We start from the raw sequence: 18,180 nt of genomic DNA, 5'->3' as shown, positions 1-18,180 counted from the left end.
GGCTCGGCCTGCGTTCTACGCGGCGGGCCGCGGCGGGGCAAGAGGGCCTAGCGCGCGAAGGACAGCCCCATGTCCCAGAAGCCGACCTCCAGCCGGGTCGCGGTGATGAAGCGGTGGCAGAGCCTGTCCCAACCCGGCGTGGTCTCGGGCGCCGGGCCAAGACGGCGCGCCACCGCCCCGTCAAAGAGCGCCCCCACCTCGCGGCAAACCTGTTGATACTCCTCGCCGGCATAGGTGGCGATCCAGTCGGCATAAGGGTGGTCATCGGCCACGTCCTGCCCAAGCCGCGCGCCGATGTCGCCATAGCCCATGACGCAAGGTGCCAGCGCCGCCAGCAGATCGAGAAAATCACCCGAATGCCCGGCATCGAGCACGTAGCGGGTATAGGCGAGGTTGGCGGGGTGTTCCTCGGCGGCGATAAGGTCGGCCTCCGACAACCCCTCGGCCCCGCAGGTGCGGACATGCAGGCCGATCTCGGTATTGACCAGCGCATCGACGGTGGCCGCGCAGGTGCGCATCTCGTCCACCGTTTCGGCCTTGGTCACGGCCAGCGCCCAGGCCCGCGCGAAATGGACGAGGAAGATGTAGTCCTGCACGAGGTAGCCGAGAAACGCCGCGCGCGGCAGGCTCGCGTCGCGTAGCCGCTCGACAAAGGCGTGGCCTGTGTAGTCACGCCAGACCGCCCCCGCCGCATCGCGCAGGCGGGGGAAGGTCATGCCGTAGCCCTCGGTCATCGCGCGTTCAGGTCCAGCGCGAGGCCCGAAACGGGCGTGTCGGTCTCGATCATGCCCGCCTCCAGCAGAAAGCGCTCGAAGCGGCGATAGCGCGCGTGATCGAGCGCCGCGGGGCGGGTGGCAAAGCGCGGATAGGTATCGGCCCATGCCTTCTCGTTCAGCTCGTCCTGCAACTCGGTCGAGGTGCCCGCGAACATCTCCCAGCTTTCTTGTGGGTGGTTCATGATGTATTGCGTCGCGCGCTCGGTGGCGTGCAGGAAGCGACGGATCATGTCCGCGTTCATCGTCTCGGGATTGGCCACGTAGATAAGCTCGTCATAGGAGGGCACCCCCTCTTCTTCCACGTAGAAGCAGCGCCCCGGCACGCCCTCGATTTCCATCTGGTTCAATTCGAAATTGCGGTAGGCGCCGATCACCGCATCCACCTGTCCCGACATCAGCGAGGGCGAGAGCGACCAGTTGACGCTGACGAGCTCGATGTCATCAAGGGTCAGGTCATGTTGCGCGAGGATGGCCGACAGCAGCGCCTCCTCGACCCCGGCGACGGAAAAGCCCACCTTGCGGCCCTTGAGATCGGCGGTGGATTTGACGGGTCCATCCTCCAGCACCAAAAGGCAGTTGAGCGGCGTCGCGATGAGCGTGCCCACCCGGCGCAGCGGCAGCCCCTCTTCGACCTGAAGGTGAAGCTGCGGCTGATAGGCGATCGCTAGGTCGGCCTTTCCGGCGGCGACCATCTTGGGCGGGTCGGAGGGATCGGCGGGGGCCACCACCTCGACCTCCAGCCCGGCCTCGTCGAAATAGCCAAGCTCCTCGGCGAGGATGATCGGCCCATGATCGGGGTTCACGAACCAGTCGAGGATCAGGGTCATCTTGTCCTGCGCCGTGGCCGGGGCGGCCAGAAGCGCGAGGATCAGGGTCAGGTATCTCATGGGGTTCTCTCCTCTGGGGTGTCGCCAAGAGCGATCAATGCAATCTCTCCGTCCCAATGGCCGCGCAATCGCGTCGCGGCCTGCCACGACCGCAGGCCGGATCGGCAGGCCAACACGGCGCGCGTACCTTTGGGGTGGAGGGTGTCGAAATCAGGCACGCTGTGGCGCGTGGCGTCAGGCAAGGCGGGACCGCTCTCCTCCTCCGCCCGCAGATCGACGAGCCAGTCGTCGTCCGTGATCTGCGCAGGCGTGATGAAGCCGAAGCCGCTTTCGGGCTCGGGCGCGCCGTCGAAGCGGAAACCGCCGAAGCGGTGACCGATGGCCTCGAAGGTGACCAGTTGGCCGAGTGGTTGTGGCTCTATTCCGGCCAGAATCGTCAATGCCATCTGCGCCTGAAGACTGCCGATGACACCGACAGCGGGGCCGAGCACGCCATCGGCATCGCAACTGCCCAGCCGGTCCGGCAGGTCGGGGAACACCGCACGCAAAGACGGCGCGCCACCGCAAAACCCGCCAACGTAGCCGGAGGTGCCCACCACCGAGGCGCTGATCAGCGGCGTGCCTAGCGCGAGGCAGGTGTCGGACAGGATGTAGCTCGCCGCGAAGCTGTCGGCACAGTCGAGCACCAGGTCCGCTGTTGCCACGTGGCCAGGGGCGTTCAGTGGGTCAAGCGGCTCTGTTAAGGCGGAAATCGTACACTCCGGGTTAAGCGCGGTCATGTGCGCGGCGGCGGTCGTGGCCTTTTGCAGACCAATATCGGCCATGCGAAAGAGGGTCTGCCGGTGCAGGTTGCTCAAGGCGACCCGGTCGCCGTCCATCAGCGTGATCCGCCCCACGCCTGCGCCCACCAGGTATTGCAGCACCGGAGCGGCAAGCCCGCCCGCACCTATCACCAGCACATGCGCCGCGCCGACCCGCGCCTGCCCCTTTGCCCCGAACTCGGGCAGGGCGATCTGACGGGCGTAGCGGGTCACGTGGTGGCCCCGATCCATTGCCGTACCCGCGCCACGGGATCATCGTTCAGCGTGATATCCGTCACGGCAGACACCACATCCGCCCCCGCGTTGAGCGCGCCTGGCGCGCGCTCCACCGACATGCCGCCAATGGCGACGAGGGGGATGTCGCCGATCAGGCGCTTCCATTCGGTAACCCTCGAAAGCCCCTGTTCGTGCCATTTCATCTTCTTCAGGATGGTGGGATAGACGGGGCCAAGGGCGACGTAATCGGGATCGTGCGACAAGGCTCGATCCAGTTCGGCATGGTCATGGGTGCTGAGCCCGATCTTGATCCCTGCCCGCCGGATGGCAGGGATGTCGGCGGTATCGAGATCCTCCTGCCCGAGATGCACCCAGTCGCAGCCCAGGTCGATGGCCGTCTGCCAGTGGTCGTTGACCACGAGGATTGCGCGATTCTCCCGACACAGGCTCTGTGCTTGCGCAATCTGCTGTTTCAGCATTTCTCCGGTCATATCCTTGATGCGCAACTGCACGAGCTTCACACCGAGCGGCAGGGTGCGGCGAAGCCAGTCCGCGTCATCGAAGATCGGGTAAAAGCGCGGCAGGGCCATCAGGTGAACGCCCTCCCCAGCACCGGCGTCGACGGCGCGGCCATGTCGCGCGGCTCCATCGGGTCGGCCTCGAACCCCAGCCGCCCGGCCTCCAGCGCGCGCGCGAAACCCTCGGCCATCGCCACCGGATCGCCCGCCTTGGCCACGGCGGTATTGAGCAGCACCGCGTCATAGCCCAGCTCCATCGCGTGGGCCGCCTGAGAGGGCAGGCCCAGCCCTGCGTCGATCACCAGCGGCAGGTCAGGGAAATGGGCACGCAAGCTGCGCAACCCGTAGATATTGTTGAGCCCCAGCCCGGTGCCGATCGGCGCGCCCCAGGGCATCAGCACCCGGCACCCGGCCTCGACCAGCCGTTCGCAAAGCACGAGATCCTCGGTGCAATAGGGAAACACCTTGAACCCCTCGTCGGTCAGGATGCGCGCCGCCTCTACCAGTCCGAAGGGGTCCGGCTGCAAGGTGTCGGCATGACCGATCACCTCGAGCTTGATCCAGTCGGTGTCAAACAGCTCGCGCGCCATCTGCGCCGTGGTCACCGCCTCACGCACCGAATGGCAGCCGGCGGTGTTGGGCAGGACGTGCGCGCCCAGATCACCGATCATGTCCCAGAACGCCTGTCCCGCGCGCTCGCCCCCCGCCTCGCGGCGGACCGAGACGGTGGCGATGCCCGCACCGGAGCGCTTGAATGCCTCGGCCAGGATGGCGGGCGAGGGGTATTGCGCGGTACCGAGCATCAGGCGCGAGGTGATCTCGGTGTCGTAGTAGCGTGGCATCTCAGCCCCCTTGTCGCGGTGCAACGATCTCGATCTGATCGCCATCAGCTAGTCTGTGTTCCGGCCTCATCGCTGCCGGAACGAAGCTCTGGTTCACCGCGGTCGCCACCTTGGCCGCGCCATAGCCCAGCTCATCCAGCAGCGTGTCGAGGGTGGTGGCCGCGCTCTCCTGCGTCGTGCCATTAACCGTGATCTTCATGGTAGAACTCCGGTCTCTGATTTTCGCGCATCACCAGCCCAGCGGCCATCCGCGCCACGGCCGGCGATAACAGAAAGCCGTGACGGAAAAGGCCGTTGACATGGATCGCGTCCCCCTGGCGCGTGATGCGCGGCAGGTTGTCGGGAAAAGCGGGGCGCGCGTCGGCCCCGATCTCCATCACCTCGGCCTCGCCGAAGGCGGGGTGCAGGGCGTAGGCGGCCGAGAGCAATTCCATCACCGAGCGCGCCGAGGCGCGCCAGCGCTCCTCGCTCTCGATCTGCGTCGCGCCCAGCATGAACACGCCATCGCCGCGCGGCACGATGTAGAGCGGAAAGCGCGGATGCAAAAGGCGGATGGGCCGATTCAGGGTCACATCCGCCGAGCGCAGCACCACCATCTCTCCTTTGACGCCGCGCAGATCAGACAGGCTGTCCTGCGCCGCGAGGCCACGACAGTCGATCACCGGGCCATCGGGGGCGGCGGCGTCTTGCTCAAAGCGCGCGCCCGCCTCTTGTAGCCGTTTGCGCAGGTGCATGAGCGCGGCCCGCGGATCGATATGCGCCTCATCGTGAAAATAGAGCGCGCGGTCGTGGCGGTCGGCCAGATGCGGCTCTAACGCGGCTAAATCCTCGCCGGTCACCAGCCGATGCCCGGCGGTGCGCCGCGCGAACTGATCCAGCTCGCGCCGGTCGCGTTGCAGCGTGACAACGAGTGAGCCGCGCCGAATTACCTCGACACCCTGCGCTTCCCACCAGTCGGCGGCCTGTTGGCCAAGGCGGACCACCGGCTCCTCTGCCGTCATCCCCTCGCAGAAGGGCGCAAGCATGCCACCCGCCCACCACGAGCAGCCATGCGCGCCGGGTTCCGGTGCGGGATCGCGAAGGGTAACGTGGACGCCCCGCGCCATGAGTTCAGTGGCCACACAGAGCCCCACGATGCCCGCGCCGCGAATGGTGATTGCGTCGGTCATGTCCAGACCTCGTGAAAATGATGTACCGGGCCGTGGCCTTGCCCGACTTCCAGCGCGTCGGCGGCAAGAATCGCCCGATGCAGCCAGCCATGCGCCCGCGCGACCGCCTCGCGCAGGGTCAGCCCCTGCGCCAGCCCCGCTGCGATGGCCGAAGAGAGGGTGCACCCGGTGCCGTGGGTGTTGCGCGTAGCGATGCGGGGGGCGTCGAGGCGCGTCACCTCATCGGCGATCAGCCAATCGGTGCAGGTCTCTCCCTGCCCATGACCGCCCTTCATCAGCACCGCACCCGCGCCCATCCCGCATAACCGTGTGCCCTGCGCCTGCATGTCTGCATCGCTCATGGCCTCGGCACAGCCCAACAGCGCCGCCGCCTCGGGCAGGTTGGGTGTCAGCAAGTCAGCGCGCGGCAGCAGATGCGCGATCAGCGCTGTGCGCGCCGCCTCGGGCAAGAGCCGCGCCCCGGACTTGGCGACCATCACCGGGTCGAGCACGATCGGGCCGTCATAGCCCGCTAGCGCCTCGGTGACCGTCTCGATCAGCCCGACATCGCCCAGCATCCCGATCTTGATGCAATCGATCCTGATATCGCCCAGAACGGCCGCAATCTGCGCCGCCACGGTTGCGTTCGGCACCGGGTGCACATCGGTCACGGCACAGGTGTTCTGCGCGGTCACGGCGGTGATCACGCTCGCGCCATACACGCCCAGCGCCGAGAATGTCTTGAGATCGGCCTGAATCCCCGCGCCGCCACCGCTGTCGGAGCCTGCGATTGTCAATGCGGTCGCCGCCATGCGCGTCTCCCTCAAGTTTTCGGGGAACGGATGCAGGGCGCGCTCGGGCTTGCTGATATCCGTTCCCTACGCCGGTATCATCCGGATCAGGTTCGATGGGTTGGCGCATCGCCTCTCAGCCCGTGCATCCCGGGCACCCCAACGGAGCTACCCAAGAGGTAACAGTGGTACCGGACGCTCGCAAGGGGGGAAAGCGGGACAGGATATGTCGCAAACCGGCCGCACGCCGCCGGCTCCCGGGGTCAGGATGGGGCATGGCCAATCCCTCGGAGATGCGCCCATGTCCTATGCCGCCAATATCGACCAATTCACGCCCATCGCGCGCTTCGCGCTCAATGTGGCGTTGCCCGTCCCCGAGGAGGTGCTGGCACGAACGGCGGTGCTGCTTGTTGACACGCTGGGCGTTGCGGCAGGGGCGGCATCGCTCGATGTGGGGCGGATCGCACGGGACTTCGCCTGCGATTTCCACGGGGCAGTGCGCGAGGATCACCGCGCGACGCTGCTCTTTGACGGGCGGCGCTGTGCCATACCGGGGGCAGCCTGGGCGCTGGCCACACAGATCGACAATCTGGATGCGCATGACGGGCTGAACGCCACCAAGGGGCATATCGGCTGCGCGCTGGTGCCCGCGCTTTTCGCCTTTGCGGAGCAACGCCCCGGTTTGACGGGCAGGCAGGCACTCACCGCGCTGGCGATGGGCTACGAGGTAGCCGCGCGCGCCGCCGTCGCACTGCATGCCACGGTGAGCGATTATCACACCTCCGGCGCGTGGAACGCGCTGGGCGTGGCGGCGCTGGGGGCGCATCTGCGGGGGGATACGGCGGATGTGCTGCGCCACGCGCTCGGCATCGCCGAGTATCACGGGCCGCGTAGCCAGATGATGCGCGAGATCGCCAACCCGACGATGCTGCATGATGGCTCTGGCATGGGGGCCCTTGTCGGCGTTTCGTCCCTGTTACAGGCTGAACGTGGCTTTACCGGCGTGCCGGCGATCACCGTGGAGGGGGCGAATGTGGCGCCTGTCTGGGCCGATCTGGGCCGGGACTGGACGGTGATGCGCAATTATATCAAGCCCTACCCGATCTGCCGCTGGGCGCATGGCGCGCTGGAATGCCTGCGGGTGCTGGTCGAGGAAGAGGGCGTCAGACCCGAGGAGATCGAGGCACTGGAGGTCGCCACCTTCGCGCAATCCGCGGCCCTCTTTCCCGGGATGCCCGAGACAACGAGCGAGGCACAGTATTCGCTGGGATTCGCGCTGGCGGCCTACGTCGTACATGGCCGCCTCGGCCCGGCGGAGATAACCGGGGACGCGTTACGCGATCCGCGCGTGGCGGAAATGCACGCCGGCATCACCGTGCGCGAGGAGCCGCGCCATTCCGCGCGCTTTCCCGAGGGACGCTGGTCTGACGTGACCGTGCGGCTGCGCGACGGACGCGTAGTCCGTTCGGGCGATTGCAACGCGCGCGGCGGGCCGGAGGCACCGATGCCCAAGGCCGATATCCGCGCCAAGCTGTCGGTGATGGCGGGGGGTGCGCTCTCGGAGGCGCGGATCGGCGCTCTATGGGAAATGCACGAGCGGCTGCTTGACCATGGTACCAAATTCTCGCAGCTTGCCGGGCTCGTATACCCCGAACCGGACAGGCCATGACCAACGCCCCCCGTATCCTCGTCCACACCAGCGATCCCGCCCCGATGCTTGAACGGCTGGCCGAGGCTGCGCCGGGGATCGAGGCGCGCGGGCATGACGGCTATGACGGTCTTGATGTGGTACTGGACGATTTTCGGCCCGATATCGTCTATTCCGTCGCATTTCACGGGCGCACGGACTATCCGCGCGAGGCGTTGCTCGGCGCGCACGGCCCGCGCTGGATCGCCGTGGGCGGAGCCGGGGTGGATCATCTGACGCCGTGGGACGCGCAGGCCGTGACGGTCAGCAACGCCGCCGGGGTCGCCGCGCCGATGATCGCCGAATACGTATTCGGGTCGGTGCTGCATTTCACGCTCGACATCGACGGGATGGCCACCGACCGCACAGCGCGGCACTGGGACAGCACGCGGCTGATGACGCCGCTTCAGGGCAAGACCCTCCTGATCGTGGGGCTGGGCCATACCGGTCAGGCGGTGGCGGCGCGGGCCAAGGCGTTCGGCCTCAACGTGATCGGCACCCGTGCCCGACCGAAACCGACGGAGAACGTGGACGAGGTACATCCCGCCGATGCGTTGCCCGATCTGTGGGGCAAGGCGGATATCGTGGTGCTGTCGGTGCCGCTTGTGTCCGGGACGCGGGGCCTTGTGAACGCGCGGTCGCTGGTGGCGATGAAGCCGGATGCGATCCTCGTCGACGTGTCGCGCGGCGGCGTGCTCGACGGGGCGGCGCTCGTGAACACCATGCGCACGGGGCATTTGCGCGGCGCCGCGCTCGACGTGTTCGAGACCGAGCCGCTGCCCGGCGATCACCCGCTCTGGGGTCTGGACAGGGTGATCCTGTCGCCGCATTGCTCGGCGGTCTGGGAGGGCTGGGCGATGCGGTCCTTCGAGCTGTTTCTTGACAATCTCGGGCACTGGCGGCGGGGCGAGCCGCTTTTCAACGTTGTCGATCCGGAACGCGGCTATTGAGACCGAAAAACGCCCCGCCACGAGGGGCGGGGCAAGGCAAGGGCGCCCGGCCAAGTCAGGCCCCGGGCACCGGCGGTATGGGTGTCAGTTCGGGCGGTCGGCCATCTCGGCGCGGATCTGCTGGCGCAGCACGTCGATGGGCACGGTCTTGCCCTCGCGGCGAAAGCACCAATAGGTCCAGCCGTTGCAGGACGGCGCGCCCTCGAGATGCGCGCCCACCTTGTGGATCGAGCCGTTGATCCCGTCGGCCACCAGCGTGCCGTCGGCGCGCACCTTGGCGGCGGATTTGCCGTTCATCGAGGTCAGGACCTCGCCGGGGCGCAGCATCCCCCTCTCGACAAGCTGGCCAAAGGGCACACGCGGCTCGGCGCGCTTGGACGTGGAAACCTGGAGCGCGTCACGGTCGTACTTCCTGATACTGGCGAGCCGTTTCTCGGCCACGCGGCGATAGCTCTCTTCGCGCTCGATCCCGATGTAATCGCGGCCCAGCATCCGGGCCACCGCCCCGGTCGTGCCGGTGCCGAAGAAAGGGTCGAGCACCACGTCGCCGGGGCTGGTGGTGCCGACGAGCACGCGGTGCAGCAGGCTCTCGGGCTTTTGCGTGGGGTGCGCCTTGTCGCCGTTCTCGTCCTTGAGCCGCTCATGCCCGGTGCAGAGGGGCAATACCCAGTCAGAGCGCATCTGGATGCCGTCATTGAGCGATTTCAGCGCCTCGTAATTGAAGGTGTATTTCGCGCCCTCCTCGCGGCTGGCCCAGATCATCGTTTCGTGCGCATTGGTCAGCCGCTTGCCGCGGAAATTCGGCATCGGGTTGGACTTGCGCCACACCACGTCGTTGAGGATCCAGAAGCCCGCATCCTGCAACGCGGCGCCGACGCGAAAGATGTTGTGATACGAGCCGATCACCCAGATCGCGCCGTTGGGCTTGAGGATGCGCCGTGCCGCCGCCAGCCATTGCTGCGTGAAACGGTCATAGGCGGCGAAGCTGGCAAAGCTGTCCCACGCGTCGTCCACCGCATCGACCTGGCTGTTGTCGGGACGGTGGAGATCACCGCGCAGTTGCAGGTTATAGGGCGGGTCGGCAAAGATCAGGTCGATGCTGGCCTCGGGCAGGCCATTCATCACCTCGATACAATCCCCGGCAAGAATCGTGTTGAGAGGGAGCGCGGCGGGGCGCCCGGTCTTGGTCTTGGTTGTCATTTTCTGCCTCTGTTCCCGGCGCCTTTGGCGCTCTGCTCATTGGCAAAAGAATGAGTCAAAGCCGATTCGTGGTCAATTTCTTTTTTGAATCAGGGGGTTAGTTATTTTTCTTGATACAAGATATTGTGCACCGGTTTGAAAGAACGCCTATGGTGAGGGGTGACCCCGAGATTTAGGAGCGCGGCGCGATGCGCTTTTGACGGATAGCCGGCGTTGCGCTCCCACCCATAGCCGGGAAACTGTTGCGCCAAATCCCGCATGAGACGATCACGGCAGGTTTTTGCCACGATCGACGCGGCCGCGATCGACAGCGAGACGGCATCGCCCTTGACGATGGCCCGCGCCGGGAGCGCAAGGCCGTGCGGCAGCATGTTGCCGTCGATGAGCGCCATGTCGGGGGAAGGATCGAGCGCTGCGACCGCCCGCTCCATCGCGAGATGCGCGGCGCGCAGGATGTTGATCTCGTCGATCTCGGCGACGGTAGCGTGGGCAATCGAGACCTGCGCCGAGGCGAGGATCGCCTCGGTCAGCGCCTCGCGGCGTGCCGCGCTCAGCTTCTTGGAGTCGTTCAGCCCCTCCGGGATGGCCCCCGGATCGAGGATCACCGCCGCCGCTGTCACCGGCCCGGCGAGCGGGCCGCGCCCAACCTCGTCCACCCCGGCGATGCGGGCATGACCGAGGGCGCGCGCGGCGCTCTCGTACGTGAAATCGGGGCCTGTCATGCGCCCTGATGCCACGGGCCTGCCACGAATGCAAAGGGAGGGGCTCATTGGCCCCTCCCCGCGTGCCTGCTCGAAGGCCTGCGGTTCAGTGGTATCCGTACCGATTGAGGCACCGGTCGCGATAGATCGTCCCGTGACGCCCGCCCACGCGGACGGCACAGGCCGAGGGCAGCGCGGCATAGCTGTAGTTGTAGCCGCTCAGGCAGCGCCCGGAATAGCCAGACCGATGGCCCTTGTGGACGCGGCAGGCGCCCGGCAGGTTGACGCGCCGGTGGCCGTAGCCATCATGGCGCTTGTGTCCGCGGTTGTGGCCGCGGCGACGATCCCGGCTGTATGCGCGCTCATAGGTGTCATGGCTCCGACGCGAGACATAGCCGTCGTTGTTTCTCCGCTTCTTGTTGTTGTTGGCGATAGCCGCACCGATGATCGCACCGACGGCGAGGCCCGCGATAATCTTGCCGGTGTCGTTCCCGGCGCGCACATCCGTTGGGGCGGCCGCAGAGGCGAGCGCAAGAGCGCCGGCCATGAGGGTTGCAGTGAACTTGGTGAACATGGGATTGATCCTTTACTTAACTGGGACAGAGTTGCCGGGGCACGCCCCGGGTTCCGTCACTTGCCGTAGCGATCGCGCAGATGGTTCTGTCGCGCGTCGTATCCGTGACCACGCCGATAGCTGTCATGTAGGCTAAAGACCGGATACCGTCCGCGATGGCCGTGCCGATAAGCCCGGTAATATCCATGCCGAGGGCGGTGGTAGCCGCGTCCGCGATAGCGGGGCCGGGCGTCTCGATAGCCGCGCCGGTATCCGCGGGCATCATGGCCGCGGTGGGCACGGTGACCGACGAGCATCACCTCTGCACCGATGGCCGGGGCACCCTGCAAGGCCGGGTTGGCGGTGGCCGCCTGCGCGCCGCCAACACCGAGGGCCATGCCGAAGGCGAGAACGAGAAGCTTGCGAAACATGGTGTCTCCTTTCAGGTTTACGTGGCAGCGCGGTGCGAGAGGTGTGTCAGACCGCCATGACCGCAGGCCGTGCCCCGAAAGATGTGCCCGGTCCCGAGGGACAGGCAATATCGTCCCCATGATATCGGATAACGCGCGTTTTCAGGGTCATTTCGCGTCACGGGATATTGAATAGCCGCATGCGCTGGCGCATCTTGACGCCATGACACGGATCATTCACACCCTCGCCCCGGCCCTCGCTTTCACGCTCATTGCAGAGGCGGCGGTGGCGGCTTGCCAGATCGAATACAAGGCCAAGCGGGAAAACCCGTTCGAGCTTTTCTATGACGTAACCACGGTCAACGCACCCTGTTCGGCAGCCGAGGCGGCGCTGAGGGCGCAACTGGCGAAACAGGGTCTGACCTTGCTCAAGGTCATGTCGAAAAAGGAAAAATAACGTGACCATGCGAGCATGATGACGCCGCGCGGACAGGGAACATCCGCCGCAGACATGCGCCGGTCGAGCACCCGCGTCGTGGTGATCGGCGTGATTGTCATTGTCGCGATCCTGACGCTCGCGGCCGTGTTCCTGTTTCTCAGCCTACCCGACGCCAACGCGTTCAACGCGCGGGTCGAGCGCATTTTCGTCGAGAATGACGCGCTGACCGGCGAGGGCGAGATCAAGCTGCTGGAGATCCTCGCGCTATCGGGCACCGCCTTTTCCGAGACACTTGTCAGCTACCGGATGGTGATCTTTGTGTTGCTGGTGTTCTCCACGGCGCTGCTGGTGGCGTCGCTGGTGTTCCTGGTGATGCTGGTCACGCTCAACCGCCGCATGGCACAGATCGAGCGGACGGGCATACAAGTCTCGTCGCTGCTTATCAGCCGCGACGAGCGGACGGTCTATCTCAACGACATGGGCTTCAAGTTGACCGACGCCGCGCTCGAGACGCTGAGCATTCTGGCCGAGGCGCGGCTCGACGGCGATGTGCTCAGCGGGGCGGAAATCGAGGCGATGATCTCGGGGCGGCGGCCCGAGGACTGCGAAGAGGCCGCCGGTGCCACGCGGATCAAGCGGCTGCGCGACGCGCTCGGCAATCAGCTTGTGAGCGAGATGCTGGTCAAGAACATCGCCCGGCGCGGCTATGTGCTGCTGGTGGACAAATCGGTGATCCGGGTGCAGTGACGAGCCCCCGGCGGCGCAACCCAAACGGGGGACGCCTGCCCCTTTGGCCGACACCCCCCGCTACCCCACGTGCTCCCTACGCACCACACGTGTAACTCTTTGGAAGGTCCCGGCCATCCTGGCCCTGACAAGATGACCTTACCGCAAACGCGCGGCCCCTCCAAACCCGGAGTGCCGCGCATTCGTTTCAAATTGACGGGTTGCCGCGCTCAGGCGGCCTTTTTAGGGAATTGCGCCACCGCACCTTCGATCAGCACCCGGTGCAGCGCGGTGATCGCCGGTTCCATGTCCTTGGAGCCGAGAACGAATTGCACGTCCACGCCACGCGGCGTCTGGTGCGCGGCGATCACTTCGATGCCCGCTTCCTCCAGCGCGGACAACCCGCGGCTCAGGACCTTGAGCCCTTGAAGGTTGCGCCCGATGGGTGACACCACCGACAGCGTGCGCGCCGAGACCTTGGCCGAGGGGAACACCTCTTCGAGATCGCGCGCCACGCGTCGCACCGTCTTGAGCGATGCGTGCACGTAGTGGGTGATCGTGTTGGCGTTGGAGGTCTTGGACACGATCCAGACATTGTGCCGCTTGAGCGCGTCGAGAATGGCCGCGTCATAGCCCTTTACGCCCACCATGTCCTGCTCGAACAGCTCCAGCGCCACGACCTTTAGGCCGGTCACGATCTCGACATTCGCCTCGTCGGCTGGCTGATCGTCGATCAGCGTGCCGGGATCGCCGGGGTCGAACGCGTTGGTCACGCGCAGCGGTACCTCGGCCTGGCGCAGGGTCTTGGCTGCCTTGGGGTGGATTGCCTCCATCCCGAGGTTCGAGAGCTGATCGGCCACGTCGTAATTGGTGTGCCCCAGCTTGCGCACGGCGTCCTCGCCCACGAGGTTCGGATCGGCCGAGGACAGATGGAACTCCTTGTGGATGATCGCTTCGGACGCCCCCGTCCACGCGGCGATACGGGCGAATGTCACCTCGGAATAGCCGCGGTCGAATTCGCGCATCAGTCCCTCGGTGCATTGCGCATAGCCGGTGACGATGGGCAGCTCGGTGGCAAGATCCACATCGCCCAGCCCCTGTGCGATGCGCTCGGACAGGGTGTGCTCGGCCTCGTCGCGCCAGCCGCTGAGGTCGATGAAGCGCGCATTGACGCCCGCGCGCTGCAACAGCAGCGTGGTGACGAAAGCGGAATGCGCCTCGCCCAGCCCCGAGAGCAATTCGCGGATGACCAGCATGTGATCGGCCAGCCGGAAATGCCCGTAGGAGCACAGCCGTTGAAGGTCGAACAGGCACGAGCGCGCGCCCTCGATCCGCTCACGCACGAACTCGTCGGCCATGGTGCGATCGCCAGGGTGCTCGAGAATCTCGGTATGCGCCTCGCGCATGGCATGGCCCACCTCGGTCAGCGCGTCGAGCCAGCCGTGATCGTCATCATCATTCGCAAACCGCGCATAGACACCGGGCGTGCCGGATTTCTTGTGCTCCAGCAGCTTGTTCGTGATACCGCCAAAGGCCGAGACCACGAAGACCCGGTGATAGAGCGATGTGCCCTCGCGGTTCCCGATGAATAGCGTGTCCAGCAACTCGGCCACGCGGCTCATGGATGTGCCGCCGATCTTCTCGACGGTGTGCTGTGGAAAATTCATATCCTCTTTCCGGGGCGCGTGGCCCCGGACCTTTCTCAGCTGTCTTCCAGCGCGTAGGAGCCGTCTTCCTGATGGACTTCCTTGCCGGTCACCGGCGGATTGAAGCAGCAGGCCATGACAAGCTCTTCCTCGGCGCGCAGGATGTGGCGATCGTGCTTATCGAGCGCATACATCACGCCGGGCTTGATCTCGTGCGTCTCGCCGGTGGCCAGATCGGTGATCGAGCCCTTGCCCTGCACGCAGTAGACGCTCTCGAAATGGTTCTTGTACTCGAACGTGTGCTCCGACCCTGGCTCGAGGAACGTGATGTGGAACGAAAACCCCATCCCGTCATCGGCCAGGAGCATCCGCACGCTCGACCATTGCGCATCCGAGACGACGCGGTCGCGCTCTTCCTCGACGATCTTGTTGAAATCTCTCACGATCATGTTTGTCACTCCGCTGCGATTTTCTGTGTCTCGGTCACGACCTGCACGGCCTCGGCGAGGATGTCGAGGCCGCGGGCAAAGGTGTCCTCGGGCGTGGTGAGCGGCGCAAGCACCTTGACCACCTCGTCATGCGCGCCCGATGTCTCGATGATGAGACCTTTTTCAAAGGCACGCGCGCAAATCTCGCCCGCAAGATCGCCATTTCCGACATCGACGCCCTGCATCATGCCGCGCCCCTTGAGGCGGGAACCGGGAATGCCGTCTGCGATGCGGGTGAGCGCGTCGCGCAGCATCTCGGCCTTGGCGGTGATCTCCTTCTGGAACGTATCGTCCTTCCAGAATTTCTCCAGCGCCACGCGCGCGGTGACAAAGGCATGGTTGTTGCCGCGGAAGGTGCCGTTATGCTCGGCCGGGCCCCAGACATCGTGCTCGGGCTTGATGAGCAGCGCGGCGAAGGGCAGGCCCATCCCCGAAAAGCTCTTGGCCATCGGGATGAGATCGGGCTCGATCCCCATCTCCTCGAAGCTGAAGAACGTCCCCGTGCGACCGCAGCCCGCCTGAATGTCATCGACAATGAACAGCGCGCCATGCTCTTTCGCCAGCTTTGCCACCCCCTGCATGAAGGCGGTCGAGGCGGCGTTGAGCCCGCCCTCGCCCTGCACCGGCTCGATGATGAAGGCAGCGGGCGCGTCGACGCCGCTCGACGGATTGCCGAGCATCTCCTCGATGATCTTCAGGCTGTCCATGCCATCGCCGAACGCGCCCTCGTAGGGCATGTGCGTGACATCATGGAGCGAGACAGGCCCGGCACCGGCACGCTTGCCGGCGTTGCCGGTCGCTGCCAGCGCGCCCATGGTCATACCGTGGAACCCGTTGGTGAACGCGATGATGTTGCGGCGACCGGTGATCTTGCGCGCCAGCTTCATCGCCGCCTCGACGGCATTGGTACCGGTGGGGCCGGTCATCATCACCTTGTAGTCCATGTCGCGAGGCTTGAGGATGATCTCCTCGAACGCACCCAGGAAATCGGCCTTGGCCCCGCTGTGCATGTCAAGGCCGTGGGTGATCCCGTCGGCAGTGATGTGCTCGATCAGCGCGGCTTTCATGTCGGGGTCGTTGTGCCCGTAGTTGAGCGACGAACACCCGGCGAGAAAGTCGATATAGGTGCGACCCGTCGCATCCGTCAGCTCGGACCCCTGCGCCTTGACAAAGGACGTGGGGAAGCTGCGGCAATAGCTGCGCGCCTGCGATTCACGGCGCGCATAGATTTCGAGATCGGCTGACTTGTCAGTCGGCATAACGTGTTCCTTCATGTGATTGGGTATGGGGCGCGGGCGGCGGCCGATTTCAGGCCGCCTTCTTCATCCGCGCCTTGAGCGAGATCGTCACCATGTACTCGGTGTCGTGAAGCTCGTCGAAATGATCGTCCTTCGAGAAGTAGGGCGCGCTCGACAGCGCGGCATCGCTCATCTCGGTGAACTTGCGGAACAGCGCCCAGCTCGCGGCGTTGTCGCGGGTGATCGTGGTCTGCACGCGGGTCACACCCTTGCAGATATCGCGGGACAACAGGCCACGCAGCATCAGCGTGCCAAGCCCCGTACCGCGCGCCGTTTCCGACACGGCGACCTGCCAGACGAATAGCGTTTCGGGGTCATGGGGCAGCTTGTAGCCCGAGACCCAGCCCACGATCTCGCCATCCATCTCGGCGACGATACAGGTGTCGCGGAAATGATCGCACTGCACGAGGTTGCAATACATGGAATTCTCGTCGAGCGGCTTGCAGGCGCGAACGAGCCTCCAGATATCGGCCCCGTCCTCGGCTGCGGGCTTGCGCAGCGACGGCATGGCTTTCCCGAAAATTTCCCTTGCATGGCGCATGGATCATTGGCCCTCTGTTGTTTCGATTGACTAACTATATTGCTTAGCCTATGAAATCAACCTTGATCCGCAAAATAGTTATTTTTCTGCATAAAAATGCCGATAAAGCCAAGAAATCCGAGCTTAAAAGATTAGCTTTTTTGACTAACGAGGCGAGAAAGATGAAGGAGGGAAGAATTTGCAATTGAGTGACAGCTTTGCAACCATCGCGTCCATTAACGGGAGAGACCGCATGGATCGCACCGATCAGAGCCTCATCGCGCTCCGGCGCATCCTGCGCGCCACCGAGATTTATGGGCGCAAGCTGGCCAATGCCGCCGGACTCACCGCCGTGCAGTTCCGCGTGCTCCAGATCGTGGCCGAGCGCGGCCACAGCACCGCGACCGAAATCGCCCGGCGGATGCGCGTGAGCCAGGCGACCGTCACCTCGCTGGTCGACAAGCTGGTCAAGCACGGCATGGTCACCCGCGAGAAATCACAGGCCGACCGGCGGCAGATCAACATCCTCATCACCGAGCGCGGGCACGACACGATCAACCTCGCGCCTGACGCGCTGCAACAACGCTACGTGCGCAAGTTCGAAACGCTTGAGGACTGGGAACAGGCGCAACTTATCGCGTCGCTCGAACGGGTGGCGGCGATGCTCGACGCCGATGACATCGACGCCTCGCCGGTGCTTGATACCGGCGACCTGCGCAGCGCGTCCTGAACAGACACGCAAACGCCCGCCAAGAGAGGCGGGCGTTGTCGCGGAAATGACAGCCTGTCAGCCGTAGACCGATTCCCTGCCGAAATGCTTGGTCAGCATGTAGTAGACCACGGCGCGATACTTGTTGCGCTCGGAGCGGCCATAGGTCTCCAGCACCTGGTTGATCGCGTCCATCAGCGCGGGGGTGTCGGAGAGGCCCAGCTTCTTGACGAGAAAATTGTTTTTCACGGTTTCGAGCTCCCCGGGCTGCCCTGCCGCCACCGTCGCGGCGTCGGCATCATAAATCGCCGGGCCGCAGCCGATTGTCACCTTGGTGAGCAGGTCAATGTCGGGCTCCATTCCGCACTTGTTGCGCAGATCGTCCGCATAGCGTGCAATCAGATCGTCACGTTTTCCCATCAAAAATCTCCCAAATTCCCGGCCGATGCACCGGCACCTCGTTTCACCAAGCCCCGAAAATGGCGCTTGGCGAACGATAGCGGCTGATCTTGCGCGCACAAAGGGAAAGTTCTCCGCGCTTGGCGGCGCGTGTCAATACCGGTAATGCTCGGGCTTGAACGGCCCTTGCGGCGTCACGCCGATATACTCCGCTTGGTCGGGGCGCAGTTCGGTCAGCTTGACGCCGATGCGGTCCAGGTGCAGGCGCGCCACCTTTTCATCGAGGTGCTTGGGCAGGACATAGACCTCGTTGCCGTAATTCTCGCCCCTGGTCCAAAGCTCGATCTGCGCCAGGACCTGGTTGGTGAACGAGGCCGACATCACGAAGGACGGGTGCCCGGTGGCGTTACCAAGATTGAGCAGGCGCCCCTCGGAAAGAAGGATGATCCGGTTGCCCGAGGGCATCTCGATCATGTCCACCTGGTCCTTGATGTTGGTCCACTTGTGGTTCTTGA

The 18,180-nt window shown here is 65.1% G+C and carries 23 protein-coding genes and 1 riboswitch; of the genes, 5 read left to right on the top strand and 18 right to left on the bottom strand.

The annotated features are described in order from the left end of the window. Nucleotides 1-47 precede the first annotated feature (47 nt). From tenA to thiD, 8 genes are read right to left on the bottom strand one after another with little or no spacing between them, the layout of a single operon-like run. Nucleotides 48-734, bottom strand: coding sequence for a thiaminase II (tenA, locus tag C6W92_RS01515; protein WP_129431315.1), 687 nt, complete (start codon nucleotides 732-734; stop codon nucleotides 48-50). After that, nucleotides 731-1,663, bottom strand: a complete 933-nt coding sequence (locus C6W92_RS01510; RefSeq protein ID WP_129431314.1) for an ABC transporter substrate-binding protein — start codon at nucleotides 1,661-1,663, stop codon at nucleotides 731-733. Before C6W92_RS01510 ends, tenA begins: the two co-directional genes overlap by 4 nt. Continuing rightward, the gene (locus tag C6W92_RS01505) at nucleotides 1,660-2,637 is read right to left on the bottom strand and encodes a HesA/MoeB/ThiF family protein (RefSeq protein WP_129431313.1); all 978 of its coding nucleotides are present in this window, start codon (nucleotides 2,635-2,637) and stop codon (nucleotides 1,660-1,662) included. The genes C6W92_RS01510 and C6W92_RS01505 overlap by 4 nt, the downstream gene beginning before the upstream one ends. Further along, complete coding sequence (locus C6W92_RS01500; protein WP_129431312.1) at nucleotides 2,634-3,230, bottom strand: thiamine phosphate synthase; 597 nt, start codon at nucleotides 3,228-3,230, stop codon at nucleotides 2,634-2,636. The genes C6W92_RS01505 and C6W92_RS01500 overlap by 4 nt, the downstream gene beginning before the upstream one ends. Next, nucleotides 3,230-4,000, bottom strand: coding sequence for a thiazole synthase (locus tag C6W92_RS01495; RefSeq protein WP_129431311.1), 771 nt, complete (start codon nucleotides 3,998-4,000; stop codon nucleotides 3,230-3,232). Before C6W92_RS01495 ends, C6W92_RS01500 begins: the two co-directional genes overlap by 1 nt. Before the next feature lies 1 nt (nucleotide 4,001). Next, a complete protein-coding gene (gene thiS / locus C6W92_RS01490) occupies nucleotides 4,002-4,199 on the bottom strand; it encodes a sulfur carrier protein ThiS (protein WP_129431310.1) in 198 nt (65 codons plus the stop codon). After that, nucleotides 4,183-5,169: an FAD-dependent oxidoreductase gene (locus C6W92_RS01485; RefSeq protein WP_129431309.1), complete on the bottom strand. Its 987-nt coding sequence runs from the start codon at nucleotides 5,167-5,169 to the stop codon at nucleotides 4,183-4,185. The genes thiS and C6W92_RS01485 overlap by 17 nt, the downstream gene beginning before the upstream one ends. Beyond that, on the bottom strand, nucleotides 5,166-5,960 hold the full coding sequence (gene thiD, locus C6W92_RS01480) for a bifunctional hydroxymethylpyrimidine kinase/phosphomethylpyrimidine kinase (RefSeq protein WP_129431308.1): 795 nt from the start codon (nucleotides 5,958-5,960) through the stop codon (nucleotides 5,166-5,168). Before thiD ends, C6W92_RS01485 begins: the two co-directional genes overlap by 4 nt. 46 nt (nucleotides 5,961-6,006) lie before the next feature. Then, a riboswitch (TPP riboswitch) is annotated at nucleotides 6,007-6,111 on the bottom strand. A gap of 129 nt (nucleotides 6,112-6,240) precedes the next feature. Here thiD and C6W92_RS01475 point away from each other — a divergent pair. Together C6W92_RS01475 and C6W92_RS01470 are read left to right on the top strand one after the other, a co-directional pair. Beyond that, nucleotides 6,241-7,608 carry an MmgE/PrpD family protein gene (locus C6W92_RS01475; protein ID WP_129431307.1) on the top strand — a complete coding sequence of 456 codons (1,368 nt, stop codon included), beginning with the start codon at nucleotides 6,241-6,243 and terminating at the stop codon, nucleotides 7,606-7,608. Beyond that, nucleotides 7,605-8,576, top strand: coding sequence for a D-2-hydroxyacid dehydrogenase (locus C6W92_RS01470; RefSeq protein ID WP_129431306.1), 972 nt, complete (start codon nucleotides 7,605-7,607; stop codon nucleotides 8,574-8,576). The genes C6W92_RS01475 and C6W92_RS01470 overlap by 4 nt, the downstream gene beginning before the upstream one ends. Before the next feature lie 84 nt (nucleotides 8,577-8,660). Here C6W92_RS01470 and C6W92_RS01465 read toward each other — a convergent pair whose 3' ends face one another. From C6W92_RS01465 to C6W92_RS01450, 4 genes are all read right to left on the bottom strand, one after another. Beyond that, nucleotides 8,661-9,776, bottom strand: coding sequence for a site-specific DNA-methyltransferase (locus C6W92_RS01465; RefSeq protein ID WP_129431305.1), 1,116 nt, complete (start codon nucleotides 9,774-9,776; stop codon nucleotides 8,661-8,663). Nucleotides 9,777-9,877: 101 nt separating this feature from the next. Beyond that, nucleotides 9,878-10,498, bottom strand: coding sequence for a ribonuclease HII (locus C6W92_RS01460; RefSeq protein ID WP_129431304.1), 621 nt, complete (start codon nucleotides 10,496-10,498; stop codon nucleotides 9,878-9,880). A gap of 85 nt (nucleotides 10,499-10,583) precedes the next feature. After that, a complete protein-coding gene (locus C6W92_RS01455; protein ID WP_129431303.1) occupies nucleotides 10,584-11,051 on the bottom strand; it encodes a hypothetical protein in 468 nt (155 codons plus the stop codon). A 56-nt stretch (nucleotides 11,052-11,107) separates the two neighbouring features. After that, entirely contained in the window at nucleotides 11,108-11,461 is a 354-nt protein-coding gene (locus C6W92_RS01450; RefSeq protein ID WP_206735488.1) for a hypothetical protein, read from the bottom strand. 202 nt (nucleotides 11,462-11,663) lie between these two features. On the opposite strand from C6W92_RS01450, the gene C6W92_RS01445 reads away from it, so the two are divergent. Then, a complete protein-coding gene (locus tag C6W92_RS01445) occupies nucleotides 11,664-11,897 on the top strand; it encodes a hypothetical protein (protein ID WP_129431302.1) in 234 nt (77 codons plus the stop codon). 18 nt (nucleotides 11,898-11,915) lie between these two features. Next, nucleotides 11,916-12,626: a helix-turn-helix domain-containing protein gene (locus tag C6W92_RS01440; protein WP_129431489.1), complete on the top strand. Its 711-nt coding sequence runs from the start codon at nucleotides 11,916-11,918 to the stop codon at nucleotides 12,624-12,626. 209 nt (nucleotides 12,627-12,835) lie between these two features. Here the strand turns inward: C6W92_RS01440 and C6W92_RS01435 are convergent, their stop codons facing one another. Genes C6W92_RS01435 through ectA form a run of 4 tightly spaced genes read right to left on the bottom strand, consistent with a single transcriptional unit; the run spans nucleotide 12,836 to nucleotide 16,545 of the window. Next, nucleotides 12,836-14,272: an aspartate kinase gene (locus C6W92_RS01435; RefSeq protein WP_129431301.1), complete on the bottom strand. Its 1,437-nt coding sequence runs from the start codon at nucleotides 14,270-14,272 to the stop codon at nucleotides 12,836-12,838. 35 nt (nucleotides 14,273-14,307) lie between these two features. Beyond that, a complete protein-coding gene (locus tag C6W92_RS01430) occupies nucleotides 14,308-14,700 on the bottom strand; it encodes an ectoine synthase (protein ID WP_104018145.1) in 393 nt (130 codons plus the stop codon). Between the two features lie 5 nt (nucleotides 14,701-14,705). Next, complete coding sequence (ectB, locus tag C6W92_RS01425) at nucleotides 14,706-15,998, bottom strand: diaminobutyrate--2-oxoglutarate transaminase (RefSeq protein WP_129431300.1); 1,293 nt, start codon at nucleotides 15,996-15,998, stop codon at nucleotides 14,706-14,708. A 49-nt stretch (nucleotides 15,999-16,047) separates the two neighbouring features. Next, nucleotides 16,048-16,545, bottom strand: coding sequence for a diaminobutyrate acetyltransferase (ectA, locus tag C6W92_RS01420; RefSeq protein ID WP_240611588.1), 498 nt, complete (start codon nucleotides 16,543-16,545; stop codon nucleotides 16,048-16,050). Nucleotides 16,546-16,810: 265 nt separating this feature from the next. Here ectA and C6W92_RS01415 point away from each other — a divergent pair, with 265 nt between their 5' ends. Next, nucleotides 16,811-17,287, top strand: coding sequence for a MarR family transcriptional regulator (locus tag C6W92_RS01415; RefSeq protein ID WP_206735487.1), 477 nt, complete (start codon nucleotides 16,811-16,813; stop codon nucleotides 17,285-17,287). Between the two features lie 57 nt (nucleotides 17,288-17,344). Here the strand turns inward: C6W92_RS01415 and C6W92_RS01410 are convergent, their stop codons facing one another. Together C6W92_RS01410 and C6W92_RS01405 are read right to left on the bottom strand one after the other, a co-directional pair. Continuing rightward, entirely contained in the window at nucleotides 17,345-17,686 is a 342-nt protein-coding gene (locus C6W92_RS01410) for a DUF2853 family protein (protein WP_129431299.1), read from the bottom strand. A 132-nt stretch (nucleotides 17,687-17,818) separates the two neighbouring features. Further along, a partial coding sequence (locus C6W92_RS01405; protein WP_164989153.1) for an adenosylhomocysteinase occupies nucleotides 17,819-18,180 on the bottom strand: 362 nt, incomplete at its 5' end.

It is taken from the genome of Roseovarius sp. A46 (assembly GCF_004126395.1).
Classification (GTDB): Bacteria; Pseudomonadota; Alphaproteobacteria; order Rhodobacterales; family Rhodobacteraceae; genus Roseovarius; species Roseovarius nitratireducens.
This window is presented reverse-complemented; position numbering and strand designations above follow the sequence as displayed.

Excerpts from the sequence above, each read along its gene's own strand:
- C6W92_RS01415 (WP_206735487.1), top strand. The coding sequence starts at position 16,811 with ATGGATCGCACCGATCAGAGCCTCATCGCGCTCCGGCGCATCCTGCGC.
- C6W92_RS01430 (WP_104018145.1), bottom strand. The coding sequence starts at position 14,700 with ATGATCGTGAGAGATTTCAACAAGATCGTCGAGGAAGAGCGCGACCGC.
- C6W92_RS01495 (WP_129431311.1), bottom strand. The coding sequence starts at position 4,000 with ATGCCACGCTACTACGACACCGAGATCACCTCGCGCCTGATGCTCGGT.
- thiS (WP_129431310.1), bottom strand. The coding sequence starts at position 4,199 with ATGAAGATCACGGTTAATGGCACGACGCAGGAGAGCGCGGCCACCACC.
- C6W92_RS01450 (WP_206735488.1), bottom strand. The coding sequence starts at position 11,461 with ATGTTTCGCAAGCTTCTCGTTCTCGCCTTCGGCATGGCCCTCGGTGTT.
- C6W92_RS01435 (WP_129431301.1), bottom strand. The coding sequence starts at position 14,272 with ATGAATTTTCCACAGCACACCGTCGAGAAGATCGGCGGCACATCCATG.
- C6W92_RS01460 (WP_129431304.1), bottom strand. The coding sequence starts at position 10,498 with ATGACAGGCCCCGATTTCACGTACGAGAGCGCCGCGCGCGCCCTCGGT.
- C6W92_RS01500 (WP_129431312.1), bottom strand. The coding sequence starts at position 3,230 with ATGGCCCTGCCGCGCTTTTACCCGATCTTCGATGACGCGGACTGGCTT.
- C6W92_RS01440 (WP_129431489.1), top strand. The coding sequence starts at position 11,916 with ATGACGCCGCGCGGACAGGGAACATCCGCCGCAGACATGCGCCGGTCG.
- C6W92_RS01475 (WP_129431307.1), top strand. The coding sequence starts at position 6,241 with ATGTCCTATGCCGCCAATATCGACCAATTCACGCCCATCGCGCGCTTC.
- C6W92_RS01465 (WP_129431305.1), bottom strand. The coding sequence starts at position 9,776 with ATGACAACCAAGACCAAGACCGGGCGCCCCGCCGCGCTCCCTCTCAAC.
- C6W92_RS01455 (WP_129431303.1), bottom strand. The coding sequence starts at position 11,051 with ATGTTCACCAAGTTCACTGCAACCCTCATGGCCGGCGCTCTTGCGCTC.
- C6W92_RS01445 (WP_129431302.1), top strand. The coding sequence starts at position 11,664 with ATGACACGGATCATTCACACCCTCGCCCCGGCCCTCGCTTTCACGCTC.
- C6W92_RS01410 (WP_129431299.1), bottom strand. The coding sequence starts at position 17,686 with ATGGGAAAACGTGACGATCTGATTGCACGCTATGCGGACGATCTGCGC.
- tenA (WP_129431315.1), bottom strand. The coding sequence starts at position 734 with ATGACCGAGGGCTACGGCATGACCTTCCCCCGCCTGCGCGATGCGGCG.
- C6W92_RS01485 (WP_129431309.1), bottom strand. The coding sequence starts at position 5,169 with ATGACCGACGCAATCACCATTCGCGGCGCGGGCATCGTGGGGCTCTGT.
- thiD (WP_129431308.1), bottom strand. The coding sequence starts at position 5,960 with ATGGCGGCGACCGCATTGACAATCGCAGGCTCCGACAGCGGTGGCGGC.
- C6W92_RS01470 (WP_129431306.1), top strand. The coding sequence starts at position 7,605 with ATGACCAACGCCCCCCGTATCCTCGTCCACACCAGCGATCCCGCCCCG.
- ectA (WP_240611588.1), bottom strand. The coding sequence starts at position 16,545 with ATGCCGTCGCTGCGCAAGCCCGCAGCCGAGGACGGGGCCGATATCTGG.
- C6W92_RS01510 (WP_129431314.1), bottom strand. The coding sequence starts at position 1,663 with ATGAGATACCTGACCCTGATCCTCGCGCTTCTGGCCGCCCCGGCCACG.
- ectB (WP_129431300.1), bottom strand. The coding sequence starts at position 15,998 with ATGCCGACTGACAAGTCAGCCGATCTCGAAATCTATGCGCGCCGTGAA.